Origin of the sequence: Streptococcus sp. HMSC071H03, from assembly GCF_001813035.1 — a bacterium.
GTDB lineage: Bacteria > Bacillota > Bacilli > Lactobacillales > Streptococcaceae > Streptococcus > Streptococcus anginosus.
Genome location: NZ_KV811155.1, coordinates 1 through 16,572, shown reverse-complemented (window position 1 = coordinate 16,572; position 16,572 = coordinate 1). Strand labels below are relative to the sequence as shown.

Below are 16,572 nucleotides of genomic sequence, written 5' to 3'. Positions count from 1 at the left end.
TTTCTTTCTCCTTTATTTTGTGTTATATTTATCATATACAAAGAATTTAATTTGGAATAGAAATCCATTTTTAGAACGAAGGAGAAAACATGTCTGTTATTGAAAAATTAACAAAACCAGCTCATTTGATTGATATGAATGACATCATTCGTGAAGGACATCCAACGCTTCGGGCAGTCGCTAAGGATGTCACCTTTCCACTTACAGAGCAAGAAGTTATCTTGGGTGAAAAAATGCTCCAATTTTTGAGAAATTCACAAGACCCTGCAACTGCTGAAAAAATGGGACTTCGTGGTGGCGTTGGTCTAGCTGCACCTCAGCTAGATCTGTCAAAGCGGATTATTGCTGTATTGGTACCAAACCTGCCAGATAAAGAGGGCAATCCACCAAAGGAAGCCTATGCTTTGCAAACGGTTATGTACAACGCTAAAGTAGTGGCACATTCTGTTCAAGATGCCGCACTCGCTGAAGGGGAGGGCTGCTTGTCAGTTGACCGTGAAGTGCCTGGTTATGTCGTGCGCCATGCACGCGTCACTATTGAATATTTTGACAAAGAAGGTGAAAAACACCGTATCAAACTCAAAGGATACAACTCAATCGTGGTTCAACACGAGATTGACCACACCAACGGCATTATGTTTTACGACCGCATCAACGAAAAAGATCCTTTCGCGATCAAAGAAGGCATGTTAGTGATTGAATAATAAATAAAAGGGAATCTCTGATATAACAGCATTCCCAATTAAAATTTCTTTATAAAAGCACTATAACTCAAGAATACAAATAAAAAGAACAACTTTGGCTTCTGATAAACAGAAAATCAAGGTTGTTCTTTTTTGTAGTTATCGTGTGAATCTGTCTCAGACGCACTCCTTTATGATGACAAGCAATTTTAACGCAACTGCTATCGCACGAAATAAAGCACCGTTTTGAGGTGATAAATAGAACCTGTGAAGCAAGTCTCATCTTCATTCGCCTTTGAAACTCCAAAGAGCAATTTTGATGAAACCTTCGTTTTCTACATTCACTACCTCAACAGTAAGGAAAACAGTTAAGTCGCCTTGTGGGGCGAGACTATACAGAACATTTTGTACCGAAGCCTTGAAATAAGAAAGCTGAGATTAACATTTTCAAATGTTAATTCCTTTGTGGGCGACTGCACTAGCAATCGTAGGTATCGGTCTCACTCCTATTTTTAGAAGTCAGCTTCCTCTTTCCCAGAAAATAGCTAAAAGAATAATCGCTCCCAACACTGAAGGAATGATTGCTGTATCTGACAGATGAGGTCCCCAGCTACCAAAGAGCATTTGCCCAAGCCAGGCTCCAAACCAACCTAGTAAGATTTTACCGATACAGCCCATTCGTTCTCCACGATTGGTGATTGCTGCTGCAATTAGACCAATAATGAAGCCGACAAACATACTTCCAATCATTTAGTTATCCTTCCTGATTATTTCATTATTCTCACTTTTGCACTATTTTATGCAAACAGCAGCCTTTCTTGTTTTTGGAAGAATAGGCACGACTGGCTAATACAGCCAAACTGACCAATACTACCGAAGCAAGAACAGTCTTTCCAGAAAATTCAAGCGTATAATGAAAATCTCTTAGGGCTTTTTTATCTTCAGCTGAAATCATTAACTTCATAACGTATCCTTTCTATTTGTAAATAGCTTACAAAGAACAACAAGAATCTATAAATTTTGTAAAAAATTTTACAAGTAGTAAAATTTCCACTCTACTTTGAATATTTTAGTAGAACCTTTCAAAAAACAGCTAGCTGCTCGCAGGAAGTCCTTATCATGAAAGAGCTGCAAAATCAATCATATTTCGCAAATGAATAAGCAAAAATTCTAGTTTAGTGGCAGCTGCCGTTGATGAAATTCCTGTCTTTCATCAAAAGAAGAAGTTTTAGAATAAATCATCAAAGAGGCTGAGCTGATTGTCTTCTGGCATATTGCCTAGAATCCCCATTTCATCCATTTTATCGACTAGAGTAGTGGACAAGCCGCCACGCTTGCGCAATTCGGTTTTTGAAAGAAATTCTCCTTCTGCACGCGCTTTAACCAATTGTTTTGCAACGTTGTCTCCCAAACCATCCATAGCAGAAAATGGAGGAATTAAGCTATCTCCGTCAATAAGAAATTCTGTCGCATCACTCTTATACAGATTGAGTTTGCCAAATTTGAAACCTCTTTCCAGCATTTCATTGACGATTTCTAGAGTTGTATAAAGGTCAATTTCAACGTTGGAAGCTTCATTATTTTTGCGTTTTTCAGAGATTTCGTTCATCTTGCGCTTCACTGCATCCAGTCCACTACTCATGACTTTGATGTCAAAGGCTTTGGCACGGATAGAGAAGTAGGCACAATAGTAATAAATCGGATGATGTACCTTAAAGTAGGCCACCCGCAAGGCCATCATTACGTAGGCAGCCGCGTGAGCTTTGGGAAACATGTACTTAATCTTTCCACAAGATTCGATGTACCACTCAGGCACATTATTTTCCTTCATAGCAGCGATGTAGCCATTTCTTTCCTCATCAGAAATTTTGAGCCACATGCCTTTCCGCACCCGTTCCATAATGGTAAAGGACATCTTGGGCTCCAGCCCCTTGTGCATCAGATAGACCATGATGTCATCCCGACAACCGATAACAGTAGACAGGTCGGCAATTCCCTGCTTAATCAAATCTTGCGCATTGCCTAGCCATACATCGGTACCGTGAGACAAACCTGACAATTGGAGCAATTCCGCGAAGGTCGTTGGATGAGTTTCATCCACCATGCCCCGCACGAAGTTGGTTCCAAACTCAGGAATCCCCAGCATACCGGTCGGCGTACCTATTTGCTCTTGTGTCACTCCGAGAACATCTGTTCCAGAAAAGAGAGCCATCACTTCTTGATCGTCCATTGGAATTTCATTGGGGTCAATGCCTGACAAATCCTGCAACTTCCGAATCATGGTCGGGTCATCATGACCGAGTACATCTAGTTTTAAGACATTTTCATCAATATCATGGAAGTTAAAGTGAGTTGTTTGCCATTCAGCAGTCAAGTCATCTGCTGGGTATTGAACCGGCGTAAAATCATAAACATCCATGTAATTTGGAATAACGACGATTCCTCCTGGGTGCTGTCCAGTCGTTCGTTTGACACCTGCTGCACCTTGCGCTAATCGTTCTACTTCTGCATCACGATAAAATTTATTATAATCCCGCTCATACCCTTTCACGAAGCCATAAGCTGTTTTAGCAGCGACTGTACCAACAGTCCCAGCACGAAAGGCGTATTCTTCACCAAAAATGTCTCGGACATCCAAGTGGGCACTGGGTTGATCTTCACCAGAAAAGTTCAAATCAATATCGGGTACCTTGTCACCATCAAAACCAAGGAAGGTTTCAAAGGGAATATCTTGTCCATTTTTACTCAATTTATGTCCACAATGTGGGCAATCTTTATCTGGCATATCAAAGCCTGAACCGTAAGAACCGTCCGTAATAAATTCTGAATACTGGCATTTGCCACAAACATAGTGAGGAGATAAAGGGTTTACCTCTGTAATTCCAATCATAGTCGCCACAAAGCTAGAGCCGACCGAACCACGTGAACCCACCAAATAGCCGCGTTCATTTGAGCGCTGTACCAGCATTTGCGAAGCCAAATAAATCACGGCAAATCCATTCCCCAAAATGGAGGTTAATTCCCGCTCAATTCGTCGGTCTACAATATCCGGTAGCGGATTTCCATAAATTTCAAAGGCCTTAGCATAAGTCATTTCAGCGACTTTTTCCTCTGATTTGTCAATAAATGGCGTATAGAGGTCACCTTTCACCACCTCAATTGATTCAAAGGTTGCTGCCAATTGATTTGGATTGTCAATAACCACCTGTCTAGCTAATTCTTCACCTAAGAAGGCAAATTCATCCAGCATTTCATTGGTTGTGCGGAAATGCGCTTTTGGAAGTGGAGCTGGTTGAGCATTTTCGCCATGTCCAATGGTACGGTTAATCATCGCTCCTTGCCCTAGACTGCGGACGATAATTTCTCGATAAATTTCTTCTTCAGGCTCGATATAATGCACATCACCTGTAGCAAGAACAGGCTTGTCTAATCGATTTCCCACTTCAATCAAATTTTTGATAATGGTGTGAAGCTCTTCGACATCCTTGACCTGCTCTTTAGCAATCAACGGTGCATAAATTGCTGGCGGCATGATTTCAATAAAATCGTAGTATTTTGCGACTTCCACTGCAGCATCAACGCCTTGCGAAACAACCGCGTCAAACACTTCTCCTTCCGAGCAGGCTGTTCCTAAAATCAAGCCTTCTCGGTGCGCATCCAAAACTGTTCGTGGAATCCGCGGTACGCCCTCAAAATACTTTGTATTAGACAAACTGACTAATTTAAAAATGTTCTTCAAACCCGTTTGATTTTTTACATAAATCGTAGCGTGTTTGACCCGCGCTTTTTTATAGGAGTTTTCATCCACCAAATCTGTGTTTAGCTTTTGAAGATTGGTGACACCTCGTTTTTCTGCCGCATCGTTAATGAAAATAAAGAGCAGGCGTCCTGTCGCTTCCGCGTCATAATTAGCCATGTGATGATGATCAAGCGATACTTGAAAACGCTTAGTCAATGGTCCCAAACCGTGGCGCTTGTATTCTGGGTAGAGATTACGGGCAAACTCCAAGGTATCAATGACTGGCTGCGTGATTCGTGGCAGTCCATGCCGTTCATAATTGACATTCATAAATCCCACGTCAAAGGTAGCATTATGGGCAACAAGTACCGTATCTTGACAGAAGTCTTGAAATTCTTGCAAGACCTGCTCGAGTGGCTTCGCATTTTTGACATGCTCGTCTGTAATCCCCGTCAAATCTGTCGTAAAAGCACTCAAAGGATGACCTGGATTGATAAACTCGTCAAACTCAGCAATGACATTCCCCTTGTACATCTTACTTGCCGCTACTTGGATCAAGTCATTGTAAATAGCAGACAAACCGGTAGTTTCCACGTCAAAGACAACATAAGTGGCTTCCTTGAGTTCCATATCCACTTCGTTATAGGTAATAGGAACTCGGTCTTCCACGATATTAGCTTCCATGCCATAAATCAGCTGAATACCAGCTTTTTTAGCAGCTTTATAGCCATGCGGAAAACTCTGCACATTGCCGTGGTCAGTAATCGCAACTGCCTTATGCCCCCATTTAGCAGCTGTCGCAATCAATTCCTCCACTTCTGGAAGAGCATCCATGGTTGACATATTGGTGTGCGCGTGAAATTCAATCCGCTTCTCACCTTCTGGCATCAAGTCTTTCCGCTCATAATGTGTCACTTCTTGCACATCTTGGACATTCATGGTCAAGTCATGCGTGAAGTTATTCATTTCAATATTCCCACGCACACGCAACCAAGAATTTTTCCTAATGATGTCAAATTTTTTGGCTTCTTCTTCGTTTTTAAACCACTTCTGAAGGGCAAAACTAGAAGTATAATCAGTCATCTTAAAGTTAATCAGCACACGCCCTGTGCGGGTAACTTTTTGCTCAAGATCAAAGACCATACCTTCAAAGACAATGCGATTTTCCTCGGTCTGGATGTCAATCATCTGCGTAATCTCTGCCTTGTCCAGCTTTGGTCGAGCAGCCGCTTTTCGTGCTTGAAAATCAGAATAGTTTGGTTTTTCCTCAGCTGGTGGTGGTGCCATTTGCTGCAGTGCTTCGATAGCTTTTAGCGCCTCGTCATTAGCCGCTTGCACAATCTTTTCTTTTTCAGCTTGGAAAGTCTCAACTTGTTGCTGAGTTAAGGCGTCACTTGCTTTGACCTGACAGTGAAAATGCGGAAAGCCAAACTTCACCAATTGCTTGGCTAAATTTGGCAAATGGGTTTTCCGAAAATGCTCCGTATCAATACTGGATGGCCCCTCAATCCAGAGCTGATCGCCCTCAGCATGCACCTGTAGCTTTTGGTACATACTACGAAAGCCTTGACTGGCACAAGGTCCTTCTGTAAAAGCCTCTTTGTAATAAGCCTGCAACAGCTCCTCTGTAAAATTTTGATTGGCAGCCTTAATTTCAAAAATAGCTTGGTTGCCCGTCTTAGAAAATTCTTCATTTAAACGTTTTTTTAATTCTTGAAACAACTCAATGGGTAAAATTTCTCCAAAAGCAAACTGAAATTCCCAAACATGACTGACGGTATGCACTAAAACTTGCTCAATTTCTGCATGTAAAAAGGCACTTGATTGTCTCATATCAAGTGGCATATCAATTTGATTCATTAAAATTTCAAACGTAGATGACATCTTTTTTCCTCGTATTGTAATGAAACTATTTTACCACAAAACAAATGAATTTTCGATTAAAAAATAAATAAGGAATATCCCTCATTGTTTTTAATATAAAACAATCATCTCATCAAGGACGTCAAATGCTAAGCTTTTGGTTTCTGGAACTTTGACAATTTTAAAACGAAAATTCTCATCGCTTTGAACATCAAAAAAGAGAGAACCAATCTGATTCTCTCTCGCACTTAGCAATAGGTTACCCACTACAGTTGACATTGAGTCTGTTTTCCTTTTTATTTTTTATATCCTTCTAATGCTTTTTGACGTTCTTCAGTTTGGCCTTTCGCATCTAATTTTTTACCGTTATAAACAGTGCTTTCCCATGAACCGTACATTGGATTTGGGAAGATGATGAACTTTCCACCGAATTCGTTCTTTAATTCTTCTAATTTCTTACTACGTTCTTCTGCTGATGTTTTTGAGAAATCCGCAAAGTCAACGAGGTTATCACCTAAAAGCATGGCCAAATTCGTCGTTTCTTGTACTTTCTGACGGCGACCTTCTTTTGATTTCACACCTTTTTCTAAGAACATCAAATGGTCTTTCCCTTGTACTGGAATGCCTTCTTTTTCCAAATTCTTAATTGTCGCATCTACCTGACTCGCATCACGGTCAGAAACATAGTAGATTTGAACACCGTTTTGATGTGCATACTGGAGAAATTCTTTGGCACCAGGAACCGCCTTAGCTGAAGCCTTTTTCACCCATGCATCCCAATTTTTAGGATTAAAGGCCGTACCGTCTTTGACATTTTGAACTTGATAAGGACTATTGTCTAATACTGTTTCATCTAAGTCAAGAACGATTGAGTAAGGCTTATCTGTCGGTTTTTGCAACAATTCTTTCAAACGATTCGTTGCAACATTATAACCTTGCAGGTACAGCGCTTTAGCTTCATCTGACTTTTGATACCAAAGAGTGGACATGGTATTTTCCCTTGACCGCAATTGGTCATAAGTCATGGTGACTTTACTGTCAGATGTGTTACTTTGCGCAGCCTTATTGTCTGTCGTCTTCGTTCCACAGCTGGTCAATAAAATAACCGAAGCAAGAGCAGAGAAAATTGTGATTGTGGCTTTAGATGATTTCATAAAACCAATCCTCCTAATATTAATCTATCAAAATTATAGCGTTTTCATAAAGACATTTCAAGATATCTGTCTAAATGTAGGAGAAAAATAGATTTGCAAAAGACAGTTAACAAGTTCATCTAAAATAATGAGCTGTAAGGAGCTTAGAATCCCTACAGCTCACAAACCTTCAATCTTTATTTCTTTTTCTTAAGGACAACTACACTTGATAACAACAAGCCAATTCCTGCTAGCACGCCAGCAATGGAAATTGTCGTCCCTGTGGACGGTAAAGTCTTATCTGCTTTTCCAGCTCCTGCTTGCTGTTGCTGCGTCTGACTAGCTGAAGTATTTGACTGTGTTGACGAAGTCGTTGTTTGACCAGACTCTCCTTTCGGCGTAGAAGGCTTGGTTTGATTTTGTTCTTCTTTTGGTTTTTCTTGATTTGGTTTGCTATTTTTTTGAATGCGTAAAATCGTCGCTGTCAATGGTGCTAAGGTAACCCCATCTGCTCCTAAGGTCACACCAGCTGGATTTGAAATAGCCGTTACCCCTGCGGTATTACCGTCTGCCACGACTTGAGCATTTGCCAAATGCTTGTAGGCTTCGCCAAAGTTAAACTTCCGCTCCTTATTATCCGCATTAACAAAGACAGCGTAAATGTCTCCATTTGAAGCCACAACTTGGTAGCCAAGAACTGTATCCTCTTTTTCAACCCCGTCTTTACCCGGCTGAGTGATTAAAGTAACATTTTGATCGACTTCGGCTTTGGTCTTGCGTGTAAAGGCATCTGTTGACTTCCGCAAAGCAATCAGCCCTTTCACATAGTCGCGGCTCTTCGTATTTTCAGGGAATTTGTCACCGTTTGTTGCCTTTGTCCAGTCAAAATGATTGACCGCATCGCTCGAATCATAAGAGTCGTGGATAAAGTAAGGATATTCAAATGGTGTTCCGTCCGCATTGGTCAGCAGGTGTGATTTATTTGGTACTTTGTCTTCTGAAACCGTATATTTATAAGCTGGGTCACGGAATTGCTTGGTTCGTCCGTATTCTTGCCCAGAGTGAAGGAATGGCGTACCTTGAGAAGTAAGGACCATTAGATTGCCCAAACGCAGGCGACGGTGAATTTCTTGATTGTTCGCTGCGATAGCTGGATCTTTTTTAATGGATTGAGCAATCACATCAAAGAGGGTCAAATTATCATGCGCAGCAATGTACTGAATCACATCTCCCGGATCATCTGCTTCAAAATTCGTTGGTTGTGCTTTGATGTTTTTGAAAACATCTTCGACATTGCGTTTTCCACCTGTGATAAAGGCAGGCGATCCTTCGTTCGGATAACCAGATTTCAAGGTATTTCGAATATCATCTGAGAATACACCGACTGTATCGGTAGATTTCATCCAAGATTGATCCGCTGGTTGGACTGGTTTATTTTCATCTCCAGCGTAAGTCTTCCACCCCTCACCTAGCATCACCAGATTTGGATTGAGCTTTTTAGCCTCCTCATACGCTTTTTGAATGGATTCTGCATCGTGATCTCCCATCATATCAAAACGGAAGCCATCCACTTTGTATTCGCTCGTCAAATATTTGATAGAATCCACCAAAACACGACGACTCATGTAGTGCGTCGTTCCCAAACGTCCGCCACCAAAACTAGTTCTAGGAGTGCCGTCTGCATCCATAAAGTGATAGTAATTCGGCTCTAAATCTTCAAAAATAGAGGTCTTTGCCGTGTGATTATAAACCACATCCATAATCACACCCATTCCGCGCTTGTGAATTTCATGAACAAGATTTTTAAATTCTTCAATGCGCTTAGCTGGATTTGTCGGATTGGTTGAATACATTCCTGTCAAGGAGAAGTAGTTTTGTGGATCATAACCCCAGTTGTAGTTACTATTGCTAGAAGCATACTTGTCCAATCTTTCGGCATTTTTCAATTCATTGACAAAATAATAACTTAAAACCGGCAGCAACTGAATATGAGTAACCCCAAGTTCTTTTAAATAGTCCAATTTTTCAACGAAAGCTGAGAATGTTCCAAATTGAGATTTCAAATCCTTAGAAATGGCTGCGTCAGAAGTAAAATCACGGACATGCGCTTCGTAGATAACTGCATCCTCCCTACTCTTGAAGCCTGGAATGTTCGCATAGGTCAGATTTTTCGGACCAAGCTCACTTGGGTCAACAAAAGCTGCCTTTGCAATCTTGTAAGACTCACCTTTTTCGGCATCTTCGCTGTTCCAAGCTGCCAAAGATTTGGCATATGGATCCAAAGCTAGTACTTTTTTATCACCGCGCGTAATTTCATAATGATAGAAATAACCGCGATAATCCTTAATTTCTAGATTTGTTTGCGATGTCAATGTTGTCTTCCAAGTACCAGCTTCTCCTTTTGTCATCGCTACCTTACCAACTACTTTGTTCTGATCATTTTTATCATAAACAACCAAATCTACCTGATCCGCACTTGGTGACCAAAAGGTAACATCCACTTTCGTGCCTTTTTGGCTAACACGCGCACCCAATTCACCATCATATTTGTAGAGAATGTCCTTCAACTGCCAATTCATACTGGTTTTAAATTGGTCGTTGCCATACTTTACCTTATAAGGAGCTTGCGCTTGTCCAAAGTCTCCTATGATTTTTGCTTTCTTTGTTTTGGGATCAAGCACAATGTCTTTCACAACCACTTCTTTACTGTCCTTGTCTGTAATTTTTAGATTCTTAAGAATATCTTCCTTTTTGGCATTTTCAAGGGTTGAGAAAGTTGCTTCAATCTCCGTCAGGCTGACATGCTGAGCACCTGTCATGCGGATATCATTGACAAAATACGGATTGGTATAAATATTCGGATCTGCATCTCGGAGGAAAATTTGACTGTTTTTCTTCAAATTTGTCAGATTATAATCCTGCGGTTGAATCTTTACATCGTCACCTGATTTGCTTTCATCTAAAAGCAGAAAACCAATTGCTTTTGCAGCATCTTTTAAAGGAACATCTACATAGCGACCATACTTGCCTGTTTTTTCGAAATCCACTCCGTCAGGCCAATTTTTGCTAGGATTTTCCACATCTCCCCAAAGCCAAAGAGACTTCTTGTCATAATTCCCGTCTGTCCGATAATAATTGATTCGCACCATGCCCTCTTTTAGAGGCTCATAGGTATGAGGATTGTAATCCTTGTCAAACCAGACCTCGTTCATATTCGGACTGAGCAATTCAATCGTCTTATCACCTGTTAGATTTGTACCTGCTGTATTATTGATTAAGAGACTAATTTTACTCCGTTTTTGTGCCATTTTGACATCAAGATAATAGCCATAATCATCCTTTTTAGCCATTGAAAAGCTAGTTGCTCCTGTCGGCCAGCTGCCTTTTTGGCTGGAAGGTGTCTCCACATCATCCCAGGTCCACAAGCCAAGACTAGCTAAATTCTCCGACGGAAGTGTCTTAAAATGCAGACGAATGCTGCCCTCTTCAATTTTGTCTTCTTTAGCTGCTGTCGCATCTGATGCAACCTTCTCAACAGGCTTCGTTGCCGTTTTTTCTTCTGCTGCTTGTGCAGTTTCCTTCTCCGTAGATTGAACTTCCGTACTTGAATCCGTCGTTGAAGCTGGGGTATTTTCTCTTACGGAGCGAGCTTGAGTCAAGTCAAGTTTTTCTGATGAGCTTCCCTCAGTTGAAGCTGTACGCGAAGAATTGGCAATACTAGGTGTTGCCGAAAGCGAGTTGGTTGCTTGCCCTTGATTTTCCGACTTTTCCGAAACGACTGCTTGATGATTCGTCACTTCTACTTTATCAGACCGCTCACTTGTTGGTGATGTTGGTTGCACCGTTTCAATAGATGTGTTTTCGACACTATTTGCTTCCTCTGCTTGCGCTAAGACATTCCCCGCCAAAAAGACACTAGCAGAAATAGCAATAGACGCTACCCCTACTTTTAATCTGCGGATTCCAAAATGCTGACGCTTCTCAGCTATTCGAGATTGTAAACGATAAACTTTCTTCATAAAAAGAAAACTCCTTTATTTTTTAGCTGCACAAACATTTTTAGGTTAGTGCAAACGTTTTCTGTAGATATTATATACATTTATCAACAAAATGTAAAGGTTTTCAAACAAAAAATCTCTGTTTTTTTGACAGAGATTAAATGTGTTTTCTATATTATTAGATAAATTGCAATAAAAAGTGCAACGTTTACTCGTACTCATCCACTAGAGCTTCACAAGCAGTTCTGTAAGCTAAACATTTTCGTGGTCGGTGATTGATATCATATAAGGCCTTGTTCAAAGTCTCATCAGAGATAGCGGCTAAATCTGTTTTCTTTGGAAAATATTCTCTTAGTAAGCCATTGGCGTTTTCTTTGCTTCCTCTCTGCCAGGATGAATAGGCGTCCGCAAAGAAAAAGGAAATTCCTAAATTCTCTACCAGAGGATAGCAGGCAAACTCTTTTCCCCTGTCTGAAATGAAGGTTTTAAGAGCCTCTTTTGGAAATAGCTTACAAAGTTGTTCGATGGCTGAAAATAGGGATTTGACTGTTCTGTATGGTATCTTGAAAGCTAAGTAAAAGCGCGTTTTTCGCTCCAGAAAGGTCGCTAAACAGCCCTTGCTTTTGCCTCTGGAAGACACTACAGTATCAAGTTCCCAGTGGCCAAAAGTTTCACGATTCCGGACCTCTTTAGGACGTTTGGCAATCGACGTACCAATCCTAAATATTCCACGTGTTTCTTTGGGTTGTCGAGTTTTTCCTTTACGATGAAGGACACTTAAATCCAGATCAATCAAACCAGCATAGAGCCAGTTATAGATAGTTTTAAAAGATATCATTGGCTTTTGTTCAAGCTGATAGCGGCCACAAATCTGTTCAGGCGACCAGGAGGATTTTAAACCGTCCTCCATTTCCTTTTTCAACTTTGATGTTAAACAAGACTTCCGACCTTTTTGCTTAGCTCTGTGGTCGTACTGTTCCTGTGCTAAGGCTGCGGAATAACCATTTTGGTATCGTCTTAAGTCTCTTGAAATAGTAGACTTATGGACGCCAAGTTTATTTGCAATTTGGCAAGGTTTCAAACCTAATTCCAAGTAGGTTTCTATCTTTATTCGGTCGGTTATGGTAAGATGGGAGTAGCTCATAGTTTTTCCTCGGGTTCTGTTTGTGTGGTTACTTACAGTTTACACCAATGGAAGGCTATGAGTTTTTTTGTTGCACTATATTTTACAATTTATCAATAACAAAAATAGACAAATGTCCTATGAAACAATGCAACTGACTTCATACAAAAAAACCAGTCCGTAAAGACTGGCTGTCTGTAAAGTTAAATATTCAAGGTTTCAATAAAAGCACCTGCCGCTAACTTTTGCTCCAACTTGTTGATAGTAGATTTGTCTAGGTAAGAGCTTAACTCAGCAAAAGCTTGGCAAATTTTGAAAACCGTATCTGCCTCTTGCTGATGGTAGAATGGTAGATCCTTATGCTTTCTGAGCCACCACTCTGAATCATAGTTGAGATCTTCTCTTTGATAGTAGACAAGGTTCTTCTTGGGTGTCAGATAAATCGTTTTATAGATTATTTTTTTCCTATCTTCAGAAAAACGGCTGTTACTATAAATCTTGATTCCTTTAAATTTTTTATACTCTCTGATTCCATGATCCACTAGCCTGCATTCCACTTCCTTATATTCCATCGTGACACCTCCTTAATTTTTCCACTTCCATTATAGCAGTTTTACGCAGGTTTTCAAGAAATGTTTCATAAGAAATGGACTGTTGAGTTAGTTTTCAGCTGTATCATACTATTTCTGCTTTGCAAACATTGTTATTTTAAATATGACGGGCCACTTGAGCAATGCTTTCTAAGAATTGCTGACGCTGCTCATCAGAGATTTTTTCAACGTTTGTTAATTGTGTTAGCTTAACCGGTGCGACAGCACAGATTTTTAAAATTTGATTTTTCAGAACTTTGCCGTAATCCTGAATAAAAGGCAGCACAAAGGACGGCGTATTATGGGTGGTGATAATCCAAGCAGATTTTCCTTGTAAGTGCCCTTCAAGACCGACTTTTTTATAAGAATAAGCGAAACCAGCTACAAATACTCGGTCAATAAATCCTTTGAGAATAGCCGGCATACCGCTCCACCAAATCGGGAAAATAAAGATTAGGTGATCTGCCCAAGTGACAAGATCACGGTATTTCTCCATTTCAGGAACCTTAGCCAAATCGCGGCGTTTTTGATTTTCATCAAATCGTAAGATTGGATCAAACTGTTCAGCATATAAATCTAAGGTTTTGACAGAATGCGCTTCAGAAAGATTGGTTTGGACTTGCTTGAGAATAGCACCGTTAAAACCTTGAGGGTTTGGATGAGTAAAAACAATTAAGATTTTCATGACCGTTCTCCTTTTATATAGACATCAAGCATATGCTCAATGTTAGTCTGGATGGCTTTGTTGTCAAGGTCACGTCCAATGGGACTGTTCGCCAAAACAGCAAGACCTGAAATAAAACTCCAAAAGTGAAACAGTGTTTCAGCTTCGCTGTTGGTAAAGCCTTCCTCCTTACGAAGCTCTAAAACAATCCGTTTAAATGCAGCGAATCCTGGCAAATCAGAATCCAGCGAAATAGTATCCTGAGTGACTTTCATATACTTAAAAGGAAATTTAATAAAGAGGGCTTCAAAGAAATAGGGGTAATCCTTCGCAAAGATGATGAAGTTAAATCCCATTTGGGCCAGTTGATTTCGTGCATAAGCCTTCCAATCGATCTTTTTTTGGATCTCTTGGTTGAGAAAAGCAGAAAGGCGTTTTAAAACGACTTTTAAATAGTTTTCTTTACTTTCAAAATGCCGGTAAGGAGTGCCGTGAGTAACACCGCAGGATTTAGCGACAGTCCTCAGTGATAGCTGGTCGATACCATGGTCTTCAATCTCTTTAATCCCCGTCTGGATCAGTCTTTCTTTTAACTCTGCCGTATTGCGTTTCATTTTCATCCTCCAGCAAGTATACAACATCCTCTTCTTTTTTAGTATACACTGTCTACTTTTTCTTGTCAATATTTTCTGTTTAGAAAAATTTCAGTAAAAAATCACCTTGATTTGAAAGGTGATTCTTCTTTATTAAATAAGTAAGCTAATTTGAAAAACAACAAGTCTCTTATCGCTGGATAAACTCTGATTTGAGCACAATGGTTTTTTTCTCTTCAGATAAAATCTGCTTGAAACTTTCCTGACCCAGCTGATAGGATTTGTTATCTATGGTAGAGAGACCCAAGAGCCGTCCAGCCAGCATGTTTTCTTGCCCCATGATGAAGGGGAGCTGTTTTCCAGCTTCTTCATAAGCCTGCATAAAGCCTGCGGCCATGTCATCCCCATTTGAAAAATACAGTCAATCTCCGGGTGGTTCCATAGTTCCTGGGCTTTCTGATAAGCATCCTCTTCTATCGCAACTCCTTCGATAATCACCGGTTCATGTTCCGATCCGTAGACTTCATCATAAGCCTCTCTGACCATACGATAGGTGGAACTGCGTTTGTCTTTACGAGTGAAAACAAGGGCTAAATGCTGATAACCCAGTTCTTTCAACCAGCGAAAAGCTTCTCTGCAAGCTGGTTTGCGATCCATATAGACACTACTGGTTTACCGTTTCTAAGCAGACAATATTTCCGTACTTAGCATAGGAAGCAATGGTTTCCAAATCTATACTTCGTGGGGTGAAAATCAAATGATCAAAAGCCTGACCTCGCAATTGTTCCAGGTACTGAAGCTCTAGTTCTTTGTCATACTGAGACGGCAAAAGCAGCAAATTATAGGCACTTCTCTGCGCTTGATCCAACATACTGTTGATGAGCTTGGTAAAATAAGTGTGACGCACATGAGGAATGACTACACCCACTTTATAAGTGTTGCCCAAACTCAGTTCTTTTGCGACTAGATTTGGAGTATAGTCCAGTTCTCTGACAATTTGCAGGATTTTCTCCCGTGCCTCGTCTGACACATATGGGGGATTGTTGAGCACGCGCGATACACTAGACACCGAATAGCCACTCAACTCTGCTATTTCTCGAATATTGGTCATTGAGTTCCTTTCTGATTTTCAACACTTAACTGATGAGATACCTGTGAATTCCGTAACCAACTTCGTCCTCATCGTTACTCTTGGTAATTTTAAAAGCATGTGCCTTCACATCCTTAAAGGCATTGGCCATGACAATCGGAAAACCAACCATTTCTAGCATCGGAATGTCATTGTGACCGTCACCAAAGGCAGCCGTTTCTTCTTTTTTTAGATTTTCTTTCCAACTAATGTAATCAATCCCTGATGATTTTCGAGCTTCTTTGCTAGTGATTTCTAAATAAAACCGACCAGAACGCAGAATTGTAACACTAGTTAGTCCTAGACTATTCAGATAAGTCTGCAAATCTTGCATTTCTTCCTCTTCAAAGCTAATCATCATGATTTTAAACAGATTATCACAAGCTGAAAGAAAACAATCTTCATCATGAACCTGAGTCGGTGCCTGATGAGTCAAGTCGTATTCGTAACGAATCCCTTCATCTACTGTATCACAATACCAATGATTCAAGTCATAATAACTGAGACTGACCTGTGGAAAATGCTGCCGCACAGCCTGTAAAATCGTTGCCGCGGTCTGCTTGAAAATAATCTTGATGTGCAGAGGACTAATTTGATGATTGACAACCTCATAAATCAAACCACCATTAAAGCCCACTTGCGGACCTTGCAAACCCAACAATTCAATAGCCTCACGCATCTCCATTGGCGCACGCGCAGAGACCAGCGTAATCGGAATAGCTGCTCTGCGAATGCGTCTGGCATTCCTTTCGGAAACTTGCCCCTTTGAATTTAAAAGCGCCCCATCCATATCAGTAAAAATACGTTTAATCGTTCTTGTTTGCATGATTTTTCTCTCCTTTTCTTTATGGATTTGCGCTCCACTCCGAGTTCAAATCTTATTTCTTCGCTAGCTTGACTTCATTGTACAATCTGGAACGCGTTCCATGTCAAGAGGAAAATGAAAAAAAGTGAATTAAATTTTTTAGAGGTAGCAAAATGAAAATGACCTTTAAAAAGGGAAAAGTTCTGACTTAGTTTAATCACTATAGTCTTTTAAGTAGGCTCTTAATTCTCG

The 16,572-nt window shown here is 40.4% G+C and carries 14 protein-coding genes; 1 reads left to right on the top strand and 13 read right to left on the bottom strand.

The window, feature by feature from the left end:
- Positions 1 to 89 precede the first annotated feature (89 nt).
- Positions 90 to 704, top strand: coding sequence for a peptide deformylase (def, locus tag HMPREF2887_RS02905; RefSeq protein WP_021002080.1), 615 nt, complete (start codon positions 90 to 92; stop codon positions 702 to 704).
- Positions 705 to 1,202: 498 nt separating this feature from the next.
- Here def and HMPREF2887_RS02900 read toward each other — a convergent pair whose 3' ends face one another.
- From HMPREF2887_RS02900 to HMPREF2887_RS02850, 13 genes are all read right to left on the bottom strand, one after another.
- The gene (locus tag HMPREF2887_RS02900; protein WP_003026266.1) at positions 1,203 to 1,433 is read right to left on the bottom strand and encodes a GlsB/YeaQ/YmgE family stress response membrane protein; all 231 of its coding nucleotides are present in this window, start codon (positions 1,431 to 1,433) and stop codon (positions 1,203 to 1,205) included.
- A gap of 31 nt (positions 1,434 to 1,464) precedes the next feature.
- A complete protein-coding gene (locus HMPREF2887_RS02895; RefSeq protein WP_021002081.1) occupies positions 1,465 to 1,647 on the bottom strand; it encodes a hypothetical protein in 183 nt (60 codons plus the stop codon).
- A 264-nt stretch (positions 1,648 to 1,911) separates the two neighbouring features.
- Positions 1,912 to 6,306, bottom strand: coding sequence for a PolC-type DNA polymerase III (locus tag HMPREF2887_RS02890; protein WP_021002082.1), 4,395 nt, complete (start codon positions 6,304 to 6,306; stop codon positions 1,912 to 1,914).
- 90 nt (positions 6,307 to 6,396) lie between these two features.
- Positions 6,397 to 6,564, bottom strand: a complete 168-nt coding sequence (locus HMPREF2887_RS10665) for a hypothetical protein (protein ID WP_003026272.1) — start codon at positions 6,562 to 6,564, stop codon at positions 6,397 to 6,399.
- Between the two features lie 17 nt (positions 6,565 to 6,581).
- Positions 6,582 to 7,439, bottom strand: a complete 858-nt coding sequence (locus HMPREF2887_RS02885) for a 5'-nucleotidase, lipoprotein e(P4) family (RefSeq protein ID WP_021002083.1) — start codon at positions 7,437 to 7,439, stop codon at positions 6,582 to 6,584.
- Between the two features lie 176 nt (positions 7,440 to 7,615).
- On the bottom strand, positions 7,616 to 11,437 hold the full coding sequence (locus HMPREF2887_RS02880) for a pullulanase (protein ID WP_004224599.1): 3,822 nt from the start codon (positions 11,435 to 11,437) through the stop codon (positions 7,616 to 7,618).
- 187 nt (positions 11,438 to 11,624) lie between these two features.
- Complete coding sequence (locus HMPREF2887_RS02875) at positions 11,625 to 12,560, bottom strand: IS30 family transposase (protein WP_021002085.1); 936 nt, start codon at positions 12,558 to 12,560, stop codon at positions 11,625 to 11,627.
- Positions 12,561 to 12,742: 182 nt separating this feature from the next.
- The gene (locus tag HMPREF2887_RS02870) at positions 12,743 to 13,111 is read right to left on the bottom strand and encodes an EXLDI protein (RefSeq protein WP_004224594.1); all 369 of its coding nucleotides are present in this window, start codon (positions 13,109 to 13,111) and stop codon (positions 12,743 to 12,745) included.
- A gap of 136 nt (positions 13,112 to 13,247) precedes the next feature.
- Positions 13,248 to 13,814, bottom strand: coding sequence for an NAD(P)H-dependent oxidoreductase (locus HMPREF2887_RS02865; RefSeq protein WP_004224592.1), 567 nt, complete (start codon positions 13,812 to 13,814; stop codon positions 13,248 to 13,250).
- Positions 13,811 to 14,407 (bottom strand): TetR/AcrR family transcriptional regulator, encoded by a 597-nt coding sequence (locus tag HMPREF2887_RS02860; protein WP_003030906.1) that lies wholly within the window; start codon positions 14,405 to 14,407, stop codon positions 13,811 to 13,813. The genes HMPREF2887_RS02865 and HMPREF2887_RS02860 overlap by 4 nt, the downstream gene beginning before the upstream one ends.
- 267 nt (positions 14,408 to 14,674) lie before the next feature.
- A complete protein-coding gene (locus HMPREF2887_RS10425) occupies positions 14,675 to 15,043 on the bottom strand; it encodes a type 1 periplasmic-binding domain-containing protein (protein WP_004224590.1) in 369 nt (122 codons plus the stop codon).
- A 7-nt stretch (positions 15,044 to 15,050) separates the two neighbouring features.
- Entirely contained in the window at positions 15,051 to 15,497 is a 447-nt protein-coding gene (locus tag HMPREF2887_RS10420) for a LacI family DNA-binding transcriptional regulator (protein WP_003026297.1), read from the bottom strand.
- A gap of 25 nt (positions 15,498 to 15,522) precedes the next feature.
- Complete coding sequence (locus tag HMPREF2887_RS02850; RefSeq protein ID WP_003026300.1) at positions 15,523 to 16,341, bottom strand: Cof-type HAD-IIB family hydrolase; 819 nt, start codon at positions 16,339 to 16,341, stop codon at positions 15,523 to 15,525.
- Positions 16,342 to 16,572 lie beyond the last annotated feature (231 nt).

Excerpts from the sequence above, each read along its gene's own strand:
- def (WP_021002080.1), top strand. The coding sequence starts at position 90 with ATGTCTGTTATTGAAAAATTAACAAAACCAGCTCATTTGATTGATATG.
- HMPREF2887_RS02900 (WP_003026266.1), bottom strand. The coding sequence starts at position 1,433 with ATGATTGGAAGTATGTTTGTCGGCTTCATTATTGGTCTAATTGCAGCA.
- HMPREF2887_RS02895 (WP_021002081.1), bottom strand. The coding sequence starts at position 1,647 with ATGAAGTTAATGATTTCAGCTGAAGATAAAAAAGCCCTAAGAGATTTT.
- HMPREF2887_RS02890 (WP_021002082.1), bottom strand. The coding sequence starts at position 6,306 with ATGTCATCTACGTTTGAAATTTTAATGAATCAAATTGATATGCCACTT.
- HMPREF2887_RS10665 (WP_003026272.1), bottom strand. The coding sequence starts at position 6,564 with ATGTCAACTGTAGTGGGTAACCTATTGCTAAGTGCGAGAGAGAATCAG.
- HMPREF2887_RS02885 (WP_021002083.1), bottom strand. The coding sequence starts at position 7,439 with ATGAAATCATCTAAAGCCACAATCACAATTTTCTCTGCTCTTGCTTCG.
- HMPREF2887_RS02880 (WP_004224599.1), bottom strand. The coding sequence starts at position 11,437 with ATGAAGAAAGTTTATCGTTTACAATCTCGAATAGCTGAGAAGCGTCAG.
- HMPREF2887_RS02875 (WP_021002085.1), bottom strand. The coding sequence starts at position 12,560 with ATGAGCTACTCCCATCTTACCATAACCGACCGAATAAAGATAGAAACC.
- HMPREF2887_RS02870 (WP_004224594.1), bottom strand. The coding sequence starts at position 13,111 with ATGGAATATAAGGAAGTGGAATGCAGGCTAGTGGATCATGGAATCAGA.
- HMPREF2887_RS02865 (WP_004224592.1), bottom strand. The coding sequence starts at position 13,814 with ATGAAAATCTTAATTGTTTTTACTCATCCAAACCCTCAAGGTTTTAAC.
- HMPREF2887_RS02860 (WP_003030906.1), bottom strand. The coding sequence starts at position 14,407 with ATGAAACGCAATACGGCAGAGTTAAAAGAAAGACTGATCCAGACGGGG.
- HMPREF2887_RS10425 (WP_004224590.1), bottom strand. The coding sequence starts at position 15,043 with ATGGATCGCAAACCAGCTTGCAGAGAAGCTTTTCGCTGGTTGAAAGAA.
- HMPREF2887_RS10420 (WP_003026297.1), bottom strand. The coding sequence starts at position 15,497 with ATGACCAATATTCGAGAAATAGCAGAGTTGAGTGGCTATTCGGTGTCT.
- HMPREF2887_RS02850 (WP_003026300.1), bottom strand. The coding sequence starts at position 16,341 with ATGCAAACAAGAACGATTAAACGTATTTTTACTGATATGGATGGGGCG.